This is a genomic window from Cupriavidus sp. HE11 (assembly GCF_056097175.1).
In genome coordinates, this window is sequence record NZ_CP184464.1 from 3,049,291 (window position 1) to 3,067,988 (window position 18,698).

Below are 18,698 nucleotides of genomic sequence, written 5' to 3' on the forward strand. Positions count from 1 at the left end.
CCGGATCACGAACCAGGGAGTGTGCCATGGTGACACAGTTCGAATATGGTGGTTATACGGTGGTTGCCCGTGCCATTGCGCACGCGGGCGGCGGTTTCGCCGGGGTGCTGACCATTTCCGATGCGTTTGGCGAGCCCGGCGGACCGACATTTGAAACGGAAACCGGCTCGGCCGATACACCAGAGGCAGCGCTTGCGCTGGCGGAAGCCGAAGCCATGCGGACAATAGATGCCGGCGAGGTGAGCTGAAACCCGAATCAGCCACCCCAAGTTGCGCCCGAAGAAGTCCGGCACGCCAGGAGACACTGATGTCCTATAGCAGTGAATGGAAAAAGAGGGTTTTCGAAACGCACGAGATCCAGGTGCTGGTGAAACCCCGGTCGCCCATCGAATGGGACTACACGGTTCGCGTGTGCCGCAAGGGCACGAACATCCGCGCGGCCGACACACTGGTCGAAACCTCGCCCCCGTCAGAGCACTACAAGTCGCCCGCCGACGCTGAAGCCGCCGGATTTGCGCGCGGCAAACAGCTGGCCGAGCGGCTCTAGCGCCGCTATCGCCTGGCGTGGGTCTTCGACGGTGTGCAGGGCGGTAAAATCGCGCCGATGAAAAAATACGCCATTCTGATGTGCTGCATGGGCAACATCTGCCGTTCCCCGACGGCGGAGGGGGTGCTGCGCGCCAAGCTTCAGGCCGCCGGCCTGGCCGATCGGGTCGAACTCGACTCCGCCGGCACCCACGACTATCACGTCGGCCGCGCCCCCGATGCCCGCAGCCAGCGCCACGCGCTGCAGCGCGGCTACGACCTCTCCGCGCTGCGGGCCCGGCAGGTTGGCGTGGCGGACTTCGATCGCTTCGATCTCGTGCTGGCGATGGATCTCGCCAATATGGCCGCGCTGCGCCGGTTGCATCCACGGGTCAGCCCCGACAAGCTGCGCCTGCTGATGAGCTTTGCCGCCCGCCATCGGGTCGAGGAAGTGCCGGATCCGTACTACGGCGAGGGCGATGGCTTCGAGCGTGTGCTGGACTATATCGAGGATGCCTGCGACGGCGTGATCGAGATGCTGCGGCGCGAACTTGCCTGATCTCGCCTGACCGGGACTATCAAGATTGAAGATCGCCCGATATGCCATGCCGGAAATCAAACCGGCGTGCTTTGCATAGCCGTTTTCCGAAGCAGCGTCGGCGCGATCGTTATGGGCCGTGGAATAGTGCGTTGCGGGATGGGGTACTTGACTGATTTAGTCGGGATATCTTAAACTCGAGCGAAATTCTCAAGTATTCCCTCTCCCCGAGCATCATGAGACTGACCACCAAAGGCCGCTTTGCGGTAACCGCCATGATTGACCTGGCCATGCGCCAGGATCAGGGGCCTGTCACACTGGCAGGCATCAGTCAGCGTCAGAAGATCTCGCTGTCGTACCTGGAGCAGCTGTTTGGCAAGCTGCGCCGGCACGAGATCGTCGAGAGCGTTCGCGGTCCGGGCGGTGGCTACAGCCTCGCGCGCAAGGCCGAGGACGTCACGGTGGCAGACATCATCATTGCCGTGGACGAGCCGCTCGATGCCACCCAGTGCGGTGGAAAGGGCAATTGTAACGGAGATGACGGATCCGGGCGCTGCATGACCCACGAGCTGTGGGCCACGCTGAACCAGAAGATGGTCGAATACCTGGACTCCGTGTCGCTGAAGAATCTCGTTGACCAGCAACGCGCCCGCCAGCCAGCCGTTCTGCACGACATGCGCGAAGACGCCGCGCAGCAGCCGGTGACTGTTTCGCGCGGCAAGGCCGAGAAGCAGGAGAAGCCGGCGCGCGCCCGCGTGGTCAACTCGGTGTTCAGCCTCGCGCAGTCGTAAGCAAGGTTGCAGCACCTGCATTAAACTATCGGTAGGCAGTACGCGATTAGCGATCCCTATAAGGCAGTCATAAGATGAGCACCACCCCACATTTCCCGATCTACATGGATTACTCGGCCACCACGCCGGTGGACCCGCGCGTGGCGGACAAGATGATTCCGTACCTGCGCGAGCAGTTTGGCAATCCGGCGTCGCGCAGCCACGCGTACGGCTGGGATGCCGAGCGCGCCGTGGAAGAGGCGCGCGAGCAGGTGGCGGCGCTGGTGGGTGCCGATCCGCGCGAGATCGTGTGGACGTCGGGTGCGACCGAGTCGGACAACCTCGCCATCAAGGGCGCGGCCAATTTCTACTCGGGCAAGGGCAAGCACATCATCACCGTGAAGACCGAGCACAAGGCCGTGCTGGATACCACGCGTGAACTGGAGCGCCAGGGCTTCGAGGTGACGTACCTCGACGTCAAGGACGACGGCCTGATCGACATGGACGTGTTCAAGCAGGCGATCCGCCCGGACACGATCCTGGTGTCGGTGATGCTCGTGAACAACGAGATCGGCGTGATCCAGGACGTCGAGCAGATCGGCGAGATCTGCCGCGAGAAGGGCATCATTTTCCACTGCGATGCCGCGCAGGCCACCGGCAAGGTTGCCATCGACCTGGCCACGCTGAAGTGCGACCTGATGTCGTTCTCGGCCCACAAGACGTACGGCCCGAAGGGCATCGGCGCGTTGTACGTGCGCCGCAAGCCGCGCGTGCGTATCGAGGCCCAGATGCACGGCGGCGGTCATGAGCGCGGCATGCGTTCGGGCACGCTGGCGACGCACCAGATCGTCGGCATGGGCGAGGCATTCCGCCTGGCCCGCGAGGAAATGGCGACCGAGAACGAGCGTATCCGCATGCTGCGTGACCGCCTGTGGAACGGCCTGTCGTCGATGGAAGAGGTGTACCTGAACGGCTCGATGGAACACCGCGTGCCGCACAACCTGAACATCAGCTTCAACTTCGTCGAAGGCGAGTCGCTGATCATGGCCATCAAGGACGTGGCCGTGTCGTCGGGCTCGGCCTGCACGTCGGCGTCGCTGGAGCCGTCGTATGTACTGCGCGCCCTGGGCCGCAACGACGAGCTGGCACATAGCTCGATCCGCTTCACTGTTGGCCGTTTTACGACGGAAGCCGAGATCGACTACACCATCGAGCTGCTCAAGAACAAGATCGGCAAGCTGCGCGACCTGTCGCCGCTGTGGGAGATGTTCAAGGACGGCGTCGATCTGAATTCGATCCAGTGGGCCGCGCACTGATTGCGACCCACGGCAAAAACAAGAACCCCATAAAGATTCGTCAGAGGTAACCAAAATGTCTTACAGCAACCAGGTTCTCGACCACTATGAAAATCCGCGCAATGTCGGTTCGTTCGACAAGAACGACGACGCGGTGGGTACCGGCATGGTCGGCGCCCCGGCCTGCGGCGACGTGATGAAGCTGCAGATCAAGGTGAACGAGGCGGGCGTGATCGAAGACGCCAAGTTCAAGACCTACGGCTGCGGCTCGGCTATCGCCTCGTCGTCGCTGGTGACCGAATGGGTCAAGGGCAAGACCGTGGATCAGGCGCTGGAGATCAAGAACACCCAGATCGCCGAAGAACTGGCGCTGCCGCCGGTGAAGATCCACTGCTCGATCCTTGCGGAAGACGCCATCAAGGCGGCCGTCGAGGATTACAAGAAGAAGCACGGCGGCGCCGAGCAGAAGGCTGCCTGAGCGGGCTGGTCCGCTTCAGACGGTTTGGTATGGCCGCGCGCGGTGCGATATCGCGCGCGGCGTTCGACAGCAAGGCAAAGATGATCACGATGACCGAAAAGGCGGCGAAACACGTTTCCCGCTACCTGGAACGCCGCGGCAAGGGCCTGGGCCTGCGCGTGGGCGTGAAGACCACCGGCTGCTCGGGCCTGGCGTACAAGCTTGAGTACGTAGACGAGTTGCAGCCGGAAGATCAGGTATTCGAGACGCGCGGCATCAAGGTGATCGTGGATCCGAAGAGCCTGCCGTATATCGACGGTACCGAACTGGACTTCGCGCGCGAGGGGTTGAACGAAGGCTTCAAGTTCAACAACCCGAACGTCAAGGACGAGTGCGGCTGCGGCGAGTCGTTCCGGGTCTGATGGCCTGTGCCGCGCCCGGATCGGCAACCGATGCGAGGGCGGCGACACGACAAGGGGCGGCATGACCGCTCCTTTTTGTTGTGATGTTTTGGAAAGACGCGCTTTGAAAGACGATTTTTTCTCGCTGTTCGGACTACCTGCCCAATACGAAGTGGACGAAGCCGCGCTGGACGCGGCCTATCGCACCGTCCAGTCGCAGGCGCACCCTGACCGCTTCGCCAATGCCGGCGATGCCGAGCGCCGCGTAGCCATGCAGTGGGCCGCGCACGCCAACGAGGGGTACCGCACGCTGCGCCAGCCACTGAAGCGGGCGATCTACCTGCTGCACCTGCGGGGCGTGGACATCCAGGCCGAAAGCAATACGGCGATGGCACCGGCGTTCCTGATGCAGCAAATGGAATGGCGCGAGGCGCTGCAGGACGCGACGCAGGCGCGCGACGTCGGCCAGCTCGACAGCCTGCTGCGCGACCTGCGCCAGGAAAAGCGCGAGCGCCACGCGGCGCTGGGCGCATTGCTCGATGCCGGTGACAACGAAGCCGCCGGCGCCGCCGCGCGCCAGCTGATGTTTATCGAGAAGATCGAACACGACGCCAGCGAGGCGATCGATCGGCTCGAAGATTAGAAGATTCTCATGGCACTGCTCCAGATTTCCGAACCCGGCATGTCGCCCGCGCCTCATCAGCGCCGGCTTGCCGTTGGCATCGACCTTGGCACCACCAACTCGCTGGTGGCGGCCGTGCGCAACAGCATTCCCGAAGTCCTGCCCGACGACAATGGCCGCTCGCTGCTGCCGTCGGTGGTGCGCTACCTGCCCAACGGCAACGCGCATATCGGCTACAAGGCCCAGGACGAGGCGGTGCGCGACCCCAAGAACACGATCGTTTCCGTCAAGCGGTTCATGGGCCGCGGACTGCGCGACGTGGCAAACATCGAGCACAGCCCGTACGACTTTGTCGATGCGCCGGGCATGGTGCAGCTGAAGACCGCCGCCGGCATCAAGAGCCCGGTGGAGGTGTCGGCCGAGATCCTCGCCACGCTGCGCCAGCGTGCCGAGGATTCGCTGGGCGACGAACTGGTGGGGGCCGTGATCACGGTGCCCGCGTACTTCGACGACGCGCAGCGCCAGGCCACCAAGGACGCCGCGCAACTGGCGGGCCTGGACGTGATGCGTCTGCTCAACGAGCCGACCGCCGCGGCCATTGCCTACGGCCTCGACAATGCGGCCGAAGGCATCTACGCCGTGTACGACCTGGGCGGCGGCACGTTCGATATCTCGGTGCTCAAGCTGACCAAGGGCGTGTTCGAGGTGATGTCCACCGGCGGCGATTCGGCGCTGGGCGGCGACGACTTCGACCAGCGCCTGCTGTGCTGGGTGGTGGAGCAGGCCAGCCTGCAGCCGCTGTCGGCCGAGGATACGCGCCTGCTGATGATGCGTGCCCGTGCCGCCAAGGAAGCGCTGTCCGCCAGCGACAGCACCGTGATCGACGCGGTGCTGACCACCGGCGAGATCGTGCATCTGCCGCTGGACGCGCAGACGTTCATCACCATCACCGCCAATCTGGTGCAGAAGACCTTGACGCCGGTGCGCAAGGCGCTGCGCGATGCAGGCGTCGCGCCTGATGAAGTCAAGGGCGTAGTGCTGGTGGGCGGCGCCACGCGCATGCCGGCCATCCGCAAGGCGGTGGGCGAGTATTTCGGCCAGCAGCCGCTGACCAACCTGGACCCGGACAAGGTAGTGGCGCTGGGTGCCGCCATGCAGGCCAACCTGCTGGCCGGCAACCATGCGCCGGGCGAAGACTGGCTGCTGCTCGACGTGATCCCGCTGTCGCTGGGCGTGGAAACGATGGGCGGCCTGGTCGAGAAGATCATCCCGCGCAACAGCACGATTCCGGTCGCGCGTGCGCAGGAATTCACCACCTTCAAGGATGGTCAGACCGCCATGGCCATTCACGTGCTGCAAGGCGAGCGCGAGCTTGCCAGCGACTGCCGGTCGCTGGCGCGCTTCGAGCTGCGCGGCATCCCGCCGATGGTGGCGGGGGCGGCGCGCATTCGCGTGACCTACCAGGTGGACGCGGACGGGCTGCTGTCGGTGTCGGCGCGCGAGACCAACTCCGGCGTGGAAGCGTCGGTGTCGGTCAAGCCGTCGTACGGGCTGGCCGACGACGATATCGCGCGCATGCTTCAGGAAAGCTTCCGTGAGGCCGAGCACGACATGAAGAGCCGCGCGCTGGCCGAGGAACGCGTCGAGGCGGCGCGTCTGGTGGAGGCCACGGGACGGGCGCTGGAAGTTGACGGCGATTTGCTGTCGGCCGACGAACGCGCGGCCGTGGATGCGCTGATGGCCCGGGTGACCGAGATCGCTCGCGGCGACGACCACCACGCGATCAAGACGGCCGTCGAGCAGCTGTCGCATGGCACTGACGAATTTGCCGCACGCCGCATGGATCGCTCGATCAAGAGCGCGCTGGCCGGAAAGAAGGTGCAGGAGCTGGGCTGAGTCGCAGCAGCTGCCTGCCAGGAAAGAGAAAACAGGAATCACATGCCACAGATCATCGTTTTGCCCCACGTCGAGTTGTGTCCGGAGGGCGCTGTCTTCGAGGCCGGCACCGGTACCAGCATCTGCGACGCGCTGCTGAACAACGGTATCAACATCGAGCACGCCTGCGAGAAGTCGTGCGCCTGCACCACGTGCCACGTGGTGGTGCGGGAGGGCTTCAAGTCGCTGGAAGATGCCGAGGAAAAAGAGGAAGACCTGCTGGACAAGGCGTGGGGCCTGGAGCCCAATTCGCGCCTGTCGTGCCAGGCACTCGTCGCGGACACGGACCTGACCGTCGAAATCCCGAAGTACACGATCAACCACGCCAAGGAAGGCCACTAAGGCCCGCGCGAGGAGTTTTCCAATGAAATGGACAGATACCTACGACATCGCCGCCGCGCTGTACGACAAGTTTCCTGACGTCGACCCGGTGACGGTGCGGTTTACGCAACTGCGTCAATGGGTGCTGGAACTGGACGGTTTCAGCGACCTGCCGGAGCGCTCGGGCGAGAAGATCCTGGAAGCGATCCAGCAGGCGTGGATCGAGGAAGCGGAGTAAGCCCAGCTGATCCCAGGCGAACAAAGCAAAAAAGCACGGCGTAGCAGCCGTGCTTTTTTATTGGACGGTCGGACCAGACTCGCGCGACCGGGCTGGCATCCGAACGGCGTCAGCCGGTCACCAGCACACCGCGCTCCAGATGGACGCGCTGGCCGACTTCGACCCCCGGCGGGTTCTGGTACGTGAACGTGCGGCGCGAGCCGTCATCCATCTTCACGCTGACGCGGTACGACTTGTTCGTATTGAGTTTCTTTTCGGCGTAGTTGCCTCCGAAACCGCCCGCAGCGGCACCGGCCACGGTGCCCAGGATCCGGCCGTTGCCGGAGCCGATCTGGTTGCCCAGCAGGCCGCCCACGACGGCACCGCCCACGGCGCCCAGGCCGCTGGTCGGCTTTTCAGCTTCCACCACCTGCACGCCGGTCACATGGCCGGCCGTATGGCTCGGGCGGGCCGCAGGCTTTTCTTCGGCCTGGGCCTGCTGCATCGGCTGGGCCGGCGGCGGGGCCATGGTGTTCTGGGCCTGGCGGGCGTCATAGGCGGGCGGGCGGGTGGTCGAACCCGGTGCCGCCTGGCTCCTCAGCGCTGGCGGCTCGGGCGCTACCGGCTGCGCGCCGGTGTTGCTGCCAGCATTGCCGTATGCATTGCTGTTGCTGTACGAAGCCTCGGTCGTCGGCCCCTGGGTGGCCTTGGTAATCGGCAACACGCCCGTCACGGCTGCGACCACCGTCAGGCTCGCCACCACGAGTGCAATGGCGGCTGCGCCCACCAGCGGATTCAGGCGGCGTTGCGACGGCAGGGCGGGGAGGGTTTCCGGACCAGACATTTCTTGTTCTCCAAGTCACCGGCAAGCGGTGGATACCTAGAGTCTGGCCGAATTACGATCCGGTTTCCGTTTGATTTTGTAAGGATCTGTAGCCAGGAATCGGCCGGAAAATCAAAGGGTTACGGTGGGATCTGGAGCGATGTGGCGCGGCGTCTGTAACACCGGAAGGGGCGGAAGCGCCCCTCTCCTGCGCTCGGGGGCGCTGGGGAGAGGGGAAACTACAAGAACTTCGATCAGCCGATCAGTCTTCGCGGCGCAGGTGCGGGAACAGGATCACGTCACGGATGTTCGGGCTGTCGGTCAGCAGCATGACCAGGCGGTCGATGCCGATGCCGCAGCCGCCGGTCGGGGGCATGCCGTATTCGAGCGCGCGGATGTAGTCGGCGTCGAAGTACATGGCTTCCTCGTCGCCGGCGTCCTTCTGCTCTACCTGTTTGCGGAAGCGGTCGGCCTGGTCTTCCGGATCGTTCAGCTCCGAGAAGCCGTTGGCGATCTCGCGGCCCGTGATGAACAGTTCGAAACGCTCGGTGATGCCTGCCTGCGTGTCCGAGGCGCGCGCCAGCGGCGACACTTCCACCGGGTAGTCGACGATATAGGTCGGCTCCCACAGCTGCGACTCTGCTGTTTCCTCGAACAGCACCAGTTGCAGCGTGCCCACGCCGGCGTTCAGGAACTGCGGCGCGCTGGTGTTGATCTTGAACTTGCCCTTCAGCTCGGCACGCAGGAAATCTGCGTCGGCCAGCTGCGCATCGGTATATTCCGGCGCGTACTTCTGGATGGCCTGGCAGATCGTCAGGCGATGGAAGGGCTTGGACAGGTCCAGCTCGCGGCCCTGGTAGGTCAGCACGGCGCTGCCGCTGGCGTCGATGGCCGCCTGGCGGATCAGGTTCTCGGTGAAGTCCATCAGCCAGCGGTAGTCCGTGTAGGCCGCGTAGAACTCCATCATCGTGAACTCGGGGTTGTGGCGCGGGCTCACCCCTTCGTTACGGAAGTTGCGGTTGATCTCGAACACGCGCTCGAAGCCGCCGACGATCAGGCGCTTCAGGTACAGCTCGGGAGCGATACGCATGAACATCTGCATGTCCAGCGCATTGTGGTGCGTGATGAACGGCTTGGCCGCCGCGCCGCCCGGAATCGGGTGCAGCATCGGCGTTTCCACTTCCATGAAGCCGGCGTCGGACATATGGCGGCGCAGCGACGACATCGCCTTGGTACGGGCACGGAACGTGTCGCGCGTTTCGGGCGAGACGATCAGGTCCACATAGCGCTGGCGGTACTTCATTTCCTGGTCGGCCAGGCCGTGGAACTTGTCCGGCAGCGGGCGCAGGCTCTTCGACAGCAGGCGCAGTTCGCGCACCTGCACCGACAGCTCGCCCTTGTTGGTGCGGAACAGCTCGCCGCGCGCGCTGATGATGTCGCCCAGGTCCCAGTGCTTGAAGGCGGCGTAGACGTCCTCGCCCACCTTGTCGCGCGTGATGTAGAACTGGATCTGGCCGCTGCCGTCCTGCACGGTGGCAAAGCTGGCCTTGCCCATCACGCGCTTGAGCATCATGCGGCCGGCGGTCGACACTTCCACCGGGCCGGCTTCGAGCGCGGCCTGGTCGGTCTCGCCATACTGCGCATGCAGCGCGCCGGCCTGGTGCGTCGGGCGGAAATCGTTCGGGAAGGCCACGCCTTGCTCGCGCAGGGCCTGCAGCTTCTCGCGCCGTTCGGCAATGATCTTGTTCTCGTCTACGGCAGGCGCGTCGGCGGGTGCGGCGGCAGGCGTGCGGGTCGGTTCGGTCATGGTGTCAGCTTCGGTCGCACAAGGCGCGGGGCCTGCGCGATGGTTCAGTTCAATAGTTGCGGATGTCGTCGAGTTCGGTCTTGCCGAAGTCGGCGCGCTCCAGATAGGTGGCGATGCGTTGCGCGACGTCGTCCGGCGACGCCAGCTGGTCGTTCGCCTTCAGGTCGCGGAAGCGCTGCACCTGGGCAAAATCGGCGCCGCGGATGGTCTCCTGCATGCCCGTGTCCACCACGCCTGGCGCCAGCGCCACGGCGCGCACCGCGCGCTCGTCGGCCAGGCTGGCGTACTCGGCGTTGACCGAGCGGATGAACATGTCCAGGCCCGCCTTGCCGGCGCAGTAGGCGCTCCAGCCCGGCACCGGGTTGCGCGCCGCGCCCGACGAGATGGCCAGCACCTTGCGCGGGCAGTCGAAGCGAGCGGTGGCGTCGATGAATGCGCCGGTCATCGTCATCGGCGTGACCAGGTTGGTCTGCAGATGCGGCACCAGCGTGTTTTCGTGCAGCTCGGTGATCGGGCCGATGGGCTCCACCACACCCGCGTTCAGGATCAGCGTCACGCTGGCCGGGGCATTGTCCACGGCTTCCAGCACGCTGGACAGCCAGCCGGCCGACGGGCCGGGCTGCGACAGGTCCTGCAGGTGCCAGGCCACGGGCACGCCGCTGGCCGAAGCCTCGCGTTCGAGGTCGGTATTGCGGCTGCGCGCCACGCCGATGATGCGATTGCCCGGCTTGAGCAGCGCACGCACGAGCGACGCACCCAGGCCGCGCGAGGCGCCGGTGACGATGTAGAGATGAGTGGAGCGGGGCGTTCCGGTGGTCATGACGTGGACCTTGTTCGATGAAACGGCGACTTCGGGATGGAGACTCTGGGTTCTTGTCGCGCCGCCATGCCGGCACGGGGCAGGCATGGCGGCGCGGCTGCGGCTGCAGGCCGTGCCGGTGTTACAGGCCCTGTTTCAGGCTGGCCTCGATGAACGGGTCGAGGTCGCCGTCGAGCACCTTCTGCGTGTTGGACATTTCCACGTTGGTGCGCAGGTCCTTGATGCGGCTCTGGTCCAGCACGTACGAGCGGATCTGGTGGCCCCAGCCCACATCGGTCTTGCCGGCTTCGAGCTTGTCGGCCTCGGCCTGACGCTTGCGCATCTCGTGCTCGTACAGGCGCGACTTCAGCATCGACATGGCTTCGGCGCGGTTGCGGTGCTGCGAACGGTCGTTCTGGCACTGCACGACGATGCCGGTCGGGATGTGCGTGATCCGCACGGCCGAATCGGTCTTGTTGATGTGCTGGCCGCCGGCGCCCGATGCGCGGTAGGTATCCACGCGCAGGTCGGCCGGGTTGACTTCAACTTCGAACGAATCATCCACCTCGGGGTAGACGAACACCGACGAGAACGACGTATGGCGACCGCCCGACGAATCGAACGGCGACTTGCGCACCAGGCGGTGCACGCCGGTTTCGGTGCGCAGGTAGCCGAATGCGTATTCACCTTCGATCTTGATCGTGGCGCTCTTGATGCCGGCCACGTCGCCCTCGGACTCTTCGAGCACCTCGGCCTTGAAGCCCTTGCGCTCGCAGTACTTCAGGTACTGGCGCAGCAGCATCGATGCCCAGTCGCACGCCTCGGTACCGCCGGCGCCGGCCTGGATATCGATGAACGCGTTGGCCTGGTCCATCTCGCCCGAGAACATGCGGCGGAATTCCATGTCGGCGACGATCGCCTCGAAACCCTGCACGTCGGCATTGATCGATTCCAGCGTCTCGTCGTCACCTTCCTCGCGTGCGAGTTCGAACAGCTCGTCCGCGCCAGCCAGGTCTTCGGTGAGCTTGCCCAGCGTCTGCACGACGGCTTCGAGCGCCTTCTTTTCCTTGCCCAAGTCCTGGGCACGCTTGGGGTTGTTCCAGACGTCCGGGTCTTCCAGGAGTCCGTTGACTTCGTCTAGGCGGTTTTCTTTGACATCGTAGTCAAAGATACCCCCGTAGATCTTCCGTTCGCGAACGGAGATCGGAGATGGCACCGGAGATGGCGTTGAGGCGTTCTGCTTCCATTGATATTCCTAGAAATCCTGCGCTTGCAAAACGTGGAATTATAGCGGATTGGCGCCGCGAATCCGGCCTCCGTGCCACCCGGATTGCAGTCGGGATATGGCGCTGGCCGAGGGATTGGCTGAACTGTTCGCATGTCGAACGGTCTATTGCGTGACTTTCCCCTCTTTTCGCTGCAAGGTTTCGTTCCAACTTCGGCGACAATAGCGGCCACGATCAGGAGTTTCCCCGTACGCATGACAGGAATCCACGCAGTCCATCACGACGTGACGCGCCCGCAGGGTGCGCGCCGGCGCACGCTGGGGCGCCTGGCCGCGATCTCGCTGGCCGCCATGCTGGCCGCCTGCGGCACCACGCCCAGCGAGCCCGCGCCCGAGGGCTATTACCGCGTCGAGCGCGGCGACACGCTGTATTCGATCGCCCGGCGCCACAACCGCTCGGTGGCCGATCTGGCGCGCTGGAGCAATATTTCCGATTCGAGCCAGATCGAGGTTGGCCAGCTGATTCGCGTCAAGCCGCCCGCTGGCGCCGGAATCTCGGCCGCCAAGGCTACCGAAAAGCCTGCCGCAACCTCCACCCCGCGCGCCGCCGCCCCCGACACCACGCCGTCGAAGCCGCCCGCCAGTGCCATCCGCCTGCAATGGCCGGCCGACGGACGCGTCACCGGCAGCTTTGCGCCGCCTTCGGAAAAAGGGTTGCGGATCGAGGTGCCGGCTGGCGGAAAGGTGCGCGCCGCGGCGCCCGGCTGGGCGATCCACGTGGGCACGTTGCGCGGCTATGGCCAGTTGGTCATCATCAAGCACAACGACGACTGGCTGACCGTGTACGGCAACCTGGACCGCCCGCTGGTCAAGGAAAACGACCGGATCTCGGCCGGGCAGGACATCGGCAGCATGACCCGCACCAACGAGCTGCACTTTGAAGTGCGCGGCAACGGCAAGCCGGTGAATCCGGCCAGCTACCTGCCGCCGCGCGGATAACGGGATCGTAACGGGATCACGAGGAAGGGCCCGGGCACCAGCCCGGGAGGCCGGATTACTGTGCGTGCTCCACCACCAGCTGCACGCGCGTCACGCCGTTGAACGTGTTGTTGTCGAGCCGGTAGGCCACCAGCGCGCTGGCGCCGTCGAGCGCGTCGGCGTGGTTGAACCAGATCGCGTCGAAACGCTGGCTGCCGCGCCCCAGCTGCAGTTTCAGGTGCTTGCCCTTCAGCACGGTCTGGCGCAGCACCTCGAATTCGCCCGAGAAAGTGGGCGGCGGAAAGCCCTGGCCCCAGACCTGGCCTTCCAGCAGGGTCACGAATTCGGGGCTGAAGCAGCCATCGTCGATATCGCCGTCGGTTTCGATCACCCGGGCCAGCTGCTCTTCGTTGAGCCACTCGTGGCCCACGGCCTCGAAGGCCGCCACGAAGGTGTCGAAATCCTTCGCGCGCACGGTCAGGCCGGCCGCCATGGCGTGTCCGCCAAATTTCACCAGCAGGCCCGGATGGCGCTTGGACACCAGATCCAGCGCATCGCGCAGGTGAAAGCCCGGGATCGACCGGCCGGACCCCTTGATGTGCTCGTCGTCTCCCGGCGCGAAGGTGATCGTCGGACGGTGGAATTTCTCCTTGAGCCGCGAGGCTACGATGCCGATCACGCCCTGGTGCCAGGTTTCGTGGAACACGCTCAGCGTGTAGCGCGACGCCGGGTCGAGCCCGGCCAGCGGCTGCTCCAGGATCTGCAGCGCTTCCTGCTGCATCCCGGCCTCGATATCGCGGCGCTCCCGGTTCATGCCGTCCAGTTCCTGGGCGATTTCCCAGGCGCGGTTGGCGTCGTCGGTCAGCAGGCACTCGATGCCCAGCGACATGTCGGCCAGGCGGCCCGCCGCATTGAGGCGCGGCCCCAGCCCGAAGCCCAGGTCGAACGTATTGGCGCGCGGCGCTTCGCGGCCGGCGGCCCGGAACAACGCGGCCACGCCGGCGTGCATGCGGCCCATGCGCATGCGCTTCAGGCCTTGCGCCACCAGAATGCGGTTGTTGGCGTCCAGCTTGACCACGTCTGCCACGGTGCCAAGCGCTACCAGGTCCAGCAGCGTCTGCAGCGGCGGCTGGGTTTCCTTGGTATAGACCCCGCGCAGGCGCAGTTCGGCACGCAGCGCCAGCAGCACGTAGAACATCACGCCCACGCCAGCCAGGTTCTTGCTCGGGAATTCGCACCCGGGCTGGTTCGGATTCACGATGACGGCGGCGTCGGGCAGCACGGCGCCCGGCAGGTGGTGATCGGTCACCACCACGTCGATACCCCGTGCATTGGCAGCTGCCACGCCGTCGACGCTGGCAATGCCGTTGTCCACGGTCACGATCACGTCGGGCCGCTGCTGCGCGGCCAGTTCGACGATCTCGGGCGTCAGGCCATAGCCGTACTCGAAACGGTTCGGCACGATGTAGTCCACCCGGGCGCCCAGCATGCGCAGCCCCCGCACGCCCACGGCACAGGCGGTGGCGCCGTCGCAGTCGTAGTCGGCCACGATCAGCAGCTTGCGCTGGGCGGCGATGGCGTCGGCCAGATATGTGGCAGCCTGGTCGATGCCCTTCATGGCGGAAGGGGGCACCAGTCCGGGCAGTTCGGTAGCCAGTTCGGCCGGATCGAGCACGCCGCGCGCGGACAGGATACGGGCCAGCGTGGGGTGCAGGCCGGCGGCGGCCAGCACGCTGGCGTGGTCGTCGGAATAGGAGCGGATGGCAATCCGGGTCATGATCTTCGTTCCGGTGACGGCTAGGCGGCCATGGCCAGGTTCGACAGCAGTGCGCGCCAGTCGCCGCGTGCACCCAGGCCGCGCCAGAACTTGCGCAGGTCGGCCCGGGTGACCGTGAATTCGGCAAAGTGGTTCTCGCCGCCAAGTACCAGCGTGACGGCCTGGATCTGGCCGGCGGTCAGCGCGTCGAGCACGGGCTGGAACCATTCGGCGTCCAGCGCATGCATGCGTTCGAGCCACAGGCCCCAGTCGGACGCGATATGGGCTTCGGTGGCGCTGTCCAGCATGCACATGACGCTGCCGTCCGTGTTCGCCACGTCGGCAAAGCGGGCTGGCTGCGGGCCGATGCGGCTGCCTGCGGCCAGGGCCAGGCCGGCCATGAACGGGTCGCCGGTCAGTACCGTGTCGGCCAGCTTGCGTGTGGTGGCGGCCTTGCCGCCGCCATGCAGCCAGACCGAATTGACCGGCAGGCGGCCTTCGGCTTCGCGGGCGTCGTTGACCGGGTGGCCGTGCCAGGTCATCTGGATCTCGTTCTGCAGCCGGCGCCAGTCGCGGGCGCGCGCCCCGGCCTGCATCCAGATATCGATATTGCGGCCGGTGGCACGAACCGGCGTGGTGGCCGTCAGCTCGCCGAAGGTGCCTTCGGGCACATACCAGCGCGCCGGGTGGGGCGCTTCAAGCGGGATGCCGGATTCAGCAAGCAGTTCGGCGATGGCCGCACGCAGCGTGTCGGCCTCGTCGGCGCGGATGTCGAGCTGATCGGGGTGCATCAGCACCAGATGGTCGCGTGCGGCGTGGATATGCACCGGCTGCAGGCAGGCCCAGCCGGTGCCCGGGCCTGGCGCTTCGGCAGATTCTCCCAATCCGGCGGGCAGCCCCGCGGCGGCACGGTCGGCCAGTCGCATAAAGGGCGCAGTCGGCACCTGGACGGTATCCAGGCCGGCGCGGCCGGCCAGCCAGCGTTCCTGCGGCAGCGTGCGCAGGTAGGGGTCGTCGTGCGTTTCGCGGGGTCCCGGCGTGGCGCGCGTCAGCAACTTTCCGAGCGCGGGCAACTCCAACTGGCGCAGCAGCGCGCCAGGGACGACATCGTCCGTGGCGTCGTCGCCGGCGCCAGGCGGGACGGAAAAAGGCACAATCAGGGTCAGGTGCGTCATCATGGTTGCCGAGATTGTAAACTTCCGGCTGGCCGGCGCCAGTTTTCCGTCACCCCCGGGTGGCAAAATTGGCGCCGACGCGTTTCCAGAACAACAGGACTCCTCTTGAACTTTCCTTACGAGTGGCAGATCGGCTGGCGATATACCCGCGCAAGCAAGCGCGCCAGCCGCAACACGTTCATTTCGTTCATTTCGATGATCTCGATGCTTGGCATCGCGCTGGGCGTGGCCGCGCTGATCGTCGTGCTGTCGGTCATGAACGGTTTCCAGAAGGAGGTGCGCGACCGCATGCTGTCGGTGCTGTCGCACATCGAAGTGATCGGGGCAGGGCCGCTGCAGGACTGGCAGAAGACCGCCGCCGAGGCCGAGCGCAACAAGGAAGTGATCGGCGCCGCGCCCTATGTGGCGGCGCAGGCCATGCTCACGCGCGACGACGCCGTGCGCGGCGTGCTGCTGCGTGGCGTGGACCCGAGCCAGGAGCCCAAGGTGTCCGACATCGGCAGCCAGTTCCGCGCCGGCAGCATGAACGCGCTGGTCCCGGGCGGCTTCGATATCGCGCTGGGCAGCGAACTGGCCAACGCCCTGGGTGTGCGCGTGGGCGACAAGGTCACGCTGGTGGCGCCGCAGGGCACCATCACGCCGGCCGGCATCCTGCCGCGCCTGAAGCAGTTCACCGTGGTGGGCGTCTTTTCGTCGGGGCACTACGAGTTCGACAGCGCGCTGGCGCTAATCAACATGGAAGACGCGGAACTGCTGTTCCGCCAGAACGGCCCGACCGGCGTGCGGCTCAAGCTGCAGGACATGCAGCGGGCCCCGCAGGTGGCGCAGGCGCTGTCCACCACGATGTCCGGCGACCTGTACCTGCGCGACTGGTCACGCCAGAACCGTAACTGGTTTGCCGCCGTGCAGACCGAAAAGCGCATGATGTTCATCATCCTGACGCTGATCATCGCCGTGGCGGCGTTCAACCTGGTGTCGACGCTGGTCATGACCGTGACCGACAAGCAGGCCGATATCGCCATCCTGCGCACGATGGGTGCCCAGCCGCGCTCGATCATGAAGATCTTCATCGTGCAGGGCGTGGCCATCGGCTTCATCGGCACGTTGCTGGGCGTGCTGGGCGGCACGCTGATCGCCACCAATATCGACGTGATCGTGCCGTTCATCGAGCGCGTGCTGCACGTGCAGTTCCTGCCCAAGGACATCTATTTCATCAGCGAATTGCCTTCGGATCCCCGCGTGAACGACATCGCCACCATCGGCATCATCTCCTTCGTGCTGGCCACGCTGGCTACGCTCTACCCCAGCTGGCGTGCCGCCCGCGTGAATCCGGCGGAGGCCCTGCGCTATGAGTGACACGACGCTGATTCCGGATGCAGCGGCCGTGCCCGCCGCATCGATCCAGACCGGCGGCTCGCCGGTGCTGGTGGCAGAAGGCCTGACCAAGCGCTTCAAACAGGGCGGGCTCGATGTGGAGGTGCTGCGCGGCGTGGACGTGCGCGTCAATGCGGGCGAGAAGGTGGCGATCGTGGGTGCGTCGGGCTCAGGCAAGTCGACGCTGCTGCATGTGCTGGGCGGCCTGGACAATCCCGACGCCGGCCGCGTGGCGCTGCTGGGCAAGCCGTTCACGGCGCTGCGCGAAAAGGAGCGCAACATCGTGCGCAACCGCTCGCTGGGCTTTGTCTATCAGTTCCACCATCTGTTGCCCGAGTTCACGGCGCTCGACAACGTGGCGATGCCGATGCGCATTCGCGGCCAGAACGAGCGCCAGGCGCGCGACGCGGCCCAGGTGGTGCTGGAGCGCGTGGGCCTGGGTGGACGTTCGAAGCACCGCCCGGGCGAGCTGTCGGGCGGCGAGCGCCAGCGCGTAGCCATTGCGCGGGCGCTGGTGGGGCAGCCGGCCTGCGTGCTGGCCGACGAGCCGACCGGCAACCTGGACGACCACACCGCCGGCGGCGTCTACGACCTGATGCTCGACCTGTCGCGCACGCTGGGCACGAGCTTCGTGATCGTGACGCACGACATGGAACTGGCTGGCCGTTGCGACCACGTTTTCCGGCTGCGCGACGGGCATCTGCACCAGGAACGCTGACCAGCGACGCCGCCAATGTGGATCGATACCCATTGTCATCTGGACGCCCGCGAGTTCGATGCCGACCGCCAGGGCGTGATCGATGCCGCCGTGTCGGCCGGCATCTCGGGCATCGTGCTGCCGGCCGTGGCGGTATCGAACTTCGACGCCGTGCGCGCGCTGGCCGGCGAGGGATCACGCTGCGTCTACGCGCTGGGCATCCATCCGCTGTGCACGCCGGGCGCCGGGCAGGCCGACCTTGACGCCTTGCGGCAACAGGTGGCGGCGTCGATCGATGACCCGCGCCTGGTAGCCATCGGCGAGATCGGCCTCGATTTCTTTGTCCCTGGCCTGGACGCCCAGCACCAGACCTGGCTCTACACCGAGCAGCTCAAGATTGCCCGCGAATTCGATCTGCCGGTGCTGCTGCATGTACGCAAGTCGCAGGATCAGGTGTATGCCGGCCTGCGGCGCGTGGGCGTGCGGCAGGGCATTGCGCATGCCTTCAATGGCAGTCACGAACAGGCACGCCGCTATGTGGAGCACGGCATGAAGCTTGGCTTCGGCGGCAACGTGACGTTCTCGCGCGCGAAGCAGATCCGGCGCCTGGCGGCGGAATTGCCCATCGAGGCCATCGTGCTGGAGACCGATGCCCCCGATATCGCCCCGGCATGGCTGTCCGACGATCAGTTCGGCGAACAGCACAAGGCGCGCAACACGCCCGCCGAGGTGGCCGGCGTGGCGCGCGTGATGGCCGAACTACGAGGCGTGCCGGAGCGCGAACTGGCAGAGACCATGTGGCGCAATTCGGTGGCGGCACTGCCACGCCTGGGCACGTTCGCGGACATCATGGCGCCACGATAGCCATCGTTTCCTTGCCATTTCTGGCGCCGATCAGGCGCCGTTTCTGCGCCTGATATACCGGGTCAATGCAGATTTAACGTATTGACACACCGGCGTATCACCCGGACACGTTTTCCCCC

Annotated in this window: 21 protein-coding genes; 15 read left to right on the top strand and 6 right to left on the bottom strand. The window is 65.6% G+C overall.

What is annotated here, in order from left to right:
- Positions 1-26: 26 nt before the first annotated feature.
- From ACOABP_RS14145 to iscX, 11 genes are all read left to right on the top strand, one after another.
- Positions 27-248 carry a hypothetical protein gene (locus ACOABP_RS14145; protein ID WP_066738836.1) on the top strand — a complete coding sequence of 74 codons (222 nt, stop codon included), beginning with the start codon at positions 27-29 and terminating at the stop codon, positions 246-248.
- A 59-nt stretch (positions 249-307) separates the two neighbouring features.
- Positions 308-547: a hypothetical protein gene (locus ACOABP_RS14150; RefSeq protein ID WP_474225681.1), complete on the top strand. Its 240-nt coding sequence runs from the start codon at positions 308-310 to the stop codon at positions 545-547.
- A gap of 57 nt (positions 548-604) precedes the next feature.
- The gene (locus ACOABP_RS14155; RefSeq protein ID WP_474225682.1) at positions 605-1,084 is read left to right on the top strand and encodes a low molecular weight protein-tyrosine-phosphatase; all 480 of its coding nucleotides are present in this window, start codon (positions 605-607) and stop codon (positions 1,082-1,084) included.
- Between the two features lie 215 nt (positions 1,085-1,299).
- A complete protein-coding gene (gene iscR, locus ACOABP_RS14160) occupies positions 1,300-1,854 on the top strand; it encodes a Fe-S cluster assembly transcriptional regulator IscR (protein WP_066738832.1) in 555 nt (184 codons plus the stop codon).
- Positions 1,855-1,928: 74 nt separating this feature from the next.
- Positions 1,929-3,149, top strand: coding sequence for an IscS subfamily cysteine desulfurase (locus ACOABP_RS14165; protein WP_474225683.1), 1,221 nt, complete (start codon positions 1,929-1,931; stop codon positions 3,147-3,149).
- 55 nt (positions 3,150-3,204) lie between these two features.
- Positions 3,205-3,606 (top strand): Fe-S cluster assembly scaffold IscU, encoded by a 402-nt coding sequence (gene iscU / locus ACOABP_RS14170; RefSeq protein ID WP_066738828.1) that lies wholly within the window; start codon positions 3,205-3,207, stop codon positions 3,604-3,606.
- A gap of 80 nt (positions 3,607-3,686) precedes the next feature.
- The gene (iscA, locus tag ACOABP_RS14175) at positions 3,687-4,007 is read left to right on the top strand and encodes an iron-sulfur cluster assembly protein IscA (protein ID WP_066738950.1); all 321 of its coding nucleotides are present in this window, start codon (positions 3,687-3,689) and stop codon (positions 4,005-4,007) included.
- Positions 4,008-4,110: 103 nt separating this feature from the next.
- Complete coding sequence (gene hscB, locus ACOABP_RS14180) at positions 4,111-4,629, top strand: Fe-S protein assembly co-chaperone HscB (protein WP_474225684.1); 519 nt, start codon at positions 4,111-4,113, stop codon at positions 4,627-4,629.
- 9 nt (positions 4,630-4,638) lie between these two features.
- A complete protein-coding gene (gene hscA / locus ACOABP_RS14185; RefSeq protein WP_474225685.1) occupies positions 4,639-6,504 on the top strand; it encodes a Fe-S protein assembly chaperone HscA in 1,866 nt (621 codons plus the stop codon).
- A gap of 42 nt (positions 6,505-6,546) precedes the next feature.
- Complete coding sequence (gene fdx, locus ACOABP_RS14190; protein WP_474225687.1) at positions 6,547-6,885, top strand: ISC system 2Fe-2S type ferredoxin; 339 nt, start codon at positions 6,547-6,549, stop codon at positions 6,883-6,885.
- A 22-nt stretch (positions 6,886-6,907) separates the two neighbouring features.
- The gene (iscX, locus tag ACOABP_RS14195; protein ID WP_066738820.1) at positions 6,908-7,102 is read left to right on the top strand and encodes a Fe-S cluster assembly protein IscX; all 195 of its coding nucleotides are present in this window, start codon (positions 6,908-6,910) and stop codon (positions 7,100-7,102) included.
- Between the two features lie 109 nt (positions 7,103-7,211).
- On the opposite strand, the gene ACOABP_RS14200 is transcribed toward iscX, so the two are convergent.
- The 4 genes from ACOABP_RS14200 to prfB form a co-directional block, all read right to left on the bottom strand.
- Positions 7,212-7,925 carry a glycine zipper 2TM domain-containing protein gene (locus tag ACOABP_RS14200; protein WP_474225689.1) on the bottom strand — a complete coding sequence of 238 codons (714 nt, stop codon included), beginning with the start codon at positions 7,923-7,925 and terminating at the stop codon, positions 7,212-7,214.
- Positions 7,926-8,166: 241 nt separating this feature from the next.
- The gene (gene lysS, locus ACOABP_RS14205; RefSeq protein WP_474225691.1) at positions 8,167-9,711 is read right to left on the bottom strand and encodes a lysine--tRNA ligase; all 1,545 of its coding nucleotides are present in this window, start codon (positions 9,709-9,711) and stop codon (positions 8,167-8,169) included.
- Between the two features lie 49 nt (positions 9,712-9,760).
- Complete coding sequence (locus ACOABP_RS14210) at positions 9,761-10,531, bottom strand: SDR family oxidoreductase (protein WP_474225692.1); 771 nt, start codon at positions 10,529-10,531, stop codon at positions 9,761-9,763.
- Positions 10,532-10,652: 121 nt separating this feature from the next.
- Positions 10,653-11,757 (bottom strand): peptide chain release factor 2 gene (prfB, locus tag ACOABP_RS14215; RefSeq protein WP_156546019.1). Its coding sequence is split into 2 segments (ribosomal slippage): positions 10,653-11,675 and positions 11,677-11,757, totalling 1,104 coding nucleotides; the frame shifts between segments, so codons are not numbered across the junction.
- Positions 11,758-11,999: 242 nt separating this feature from the next.
- On the opposite strand from prfB, the gene ACOABP_RS14220 reads away from it, so the two are divergent.
- Positions 12,000-12,734 carry a peptidoglycan DD-metalloendopeptidase family protein gene (locus ACOABP_RS14220; protein WP_474227840.1) on the top strand — a complete coding sequence of 245 codons (735 nt, stop codon included), beginning with the start codon at positions 12,000-12,002 and terminating at the stop codon, positions 12,732-12,734.
- Between the two features lie 55 nt (positions 12,735-12,789).
- Here ACOABP_RS14220 and recJ read toward each other — a convergent pair whose 3' ends face one another.
- Positions 12,790-14,490, bottom strand: a complete 1,701-nt coding sequence (gene recJ / locus ACOABP_RS14225) for a single-stranded-DNA-specific exonuclease RecJ (protein ID WP_474225693.1) — start codon at positions 14,488-14,490, stop codon at positions 12,790-12,792.
- 20 nt (positions 14,491-14,510) lie between these two features.
- Positions 14,511-15,647, bottom strand: coding sequence for a hypothetical protein (locus ACOABP_RS14230; protein WP_474225694.1), 1,137 nt, complete (start codon positions 15,645-15,647; stop codon positions 14,511-14,513).
- Positions 15,648-15,749: 102 nt separating this feature from the next.
- Here ACOABP_RS14230 and ACOABP_RS14235 point away from each other — a divergent pair, with 102 nt between their 5' ends.
- Genes ACOABP_RS14235 through ACOABP_RS14245 form a run of 3 tightly spaced genes read left to right on the top strand, consistent with a single transcriptional unit; the run spans position 15,750 to position 18,579 of the window.
- A complete protein-coding gene (locus ACOABP_RS14235) occupies positions 15,750-17,000 on the top strand; it encodes a lipoprotein-releasing ABC transporter permease subunit (RefSeq protein ID WP_474225695.1) in 1,251 nt (416 codons plus the stop codon).
- The gene (lolD, locus tag ACOABP_RS14240) at positions 16,993-17,736 is read left to right on the top strand and encodes a lipoprotein-releasing ABC transporter ATP-binding protein LolD (RefSeq protein ID WP_474225697.1); all 744 of its coding nucleotides are present in this window, start codon (positions 16,993-16,995) and stop codon (positions 17,734-17,736) included. Before ACOABP_RS14235 ends, lolD begins: the two co-directional genes overlap by 8 nt.
- Before the next feature lie 15 nt (positions 17,737-17,751).
- Complete coding sequence (locus ACOABP_RS14245) at positions 17,752-18,579, top strand: TatD family hydrolase (RefSeq protein WP_474225698.1); 828 nt, start codon at positions 17,752-17,754, stop codon at positions 18,577-18,579.
- Positions 18,580-18,698: the final 119 nt, after the last annotated feature.

Coding starts and splice junctions, on each gene's coding strand:
- ACOABP_RS14145 (WP_066738836.1), top strand. CDS start 27: ATGGTGACACAGTTCGAATATGGTGGTTATACGGTGGTTGCCCGTGCC.
- ACOABP_RS14150 (WP_474225681.1), top strand. CDS start 308: ATGTCCTATAGCAGTGAATGGAAAAAGAGGGTTTTCGAAACGCACGAG.
- ACOABP_RS14155 (WP_474225682.1), top strand. CDS start 605: ATGAAAAAATACGCCATTCTGATGTGCTGCATGGGCAACATCTGCCGT.
- iscR (WP_066738832.1), top strand. CDS start 1,300: ATGAGACTGACCACCAAAGGCCGCTTTGCGGTAACCGCCATGATTGAC.
- ACOABP_RS14165 (WP_474225683.1), top strand. CDS start 1,929: ATGAGCACCACCCCACATTTCCCGATCTACATGGATTACTCGGCCACC.
- iscU (WP_066738828.1), top strand. CDS start 3,205: ATGTCTTACAGCAACCAGGTTCTCGACCACTATGAAAATCCGCGCAAT.
- iscA (WP_066738950.1), top strand. CDS start 3,687: ATGATCACGATGACCGAAAAGGCGGCGAAACACGTTTCCCGCTACCTG.
- hscA (WP_474225685.1), top strand. CDS start 4,639: ATGGCACTGCTCCAGATTTCCGAACCCGGCATGTCGCCCGCGCCTCAT.
- fdx (WP_474225687.1), top strand. CDS start 6,547: ATGCCACAGATCATCGTTTTGCCCCACGTCGAGTTGTGTCCGGAGGGC.
- iscX (WP_066738820.1), top strand. CDS start 6,908: ATGAAATGGACAGATACCTACGACATCGCCGCCGCGCTGTACGACAAG.
- ACOABP_RS14200 (WP_474225689.1), bottom strand. CDS start 7,925: ATGTCTGGTCCGGAAACCCTCCCCGCCCTGCCGTCGCAACGCCGCCTG.
- lysS (WP_474225691.1), bottom strand. CDS start 9,711: ATGACCGAACCGACCCGCACGCCTGCCGCCGCACCCGCCGACGCGCCT.
- ACOABP_RS14210 (WP_474225692.1), bottom strand. CDS start 10,531: ATGACCACCGGAACGCCCCGCTCCACTCATCTCTACATCGTCACCGGC.
- recJ (WP_474225693.1), bottom strand. CDS start 14,490: ATGACCCGGATTGCCATCCGCTCCTATTCCGACGACCACGCCAGCGTG.
- ACOABP_RS14230 (WP_474225694.1), bottom strand. CDS start 15,647: ATGATGACGCACCTGACCCTGATTGTGCCTTTTTCCGTCCCGCCTGGC.
- lolD (WP_474225697.1), top strand. CDS start 16,993: ATGAGTGACACGACGCTGATTCCGGATGCAGCGGCCGTGCCCGCCGCA.
- ACOABP_RS14245 (WP_474225698.1), top strand. CDS start 17,752: ATGTGGATCGATACCCATTGTCATCTGGACGCCCGCGAGTTCGATGCC.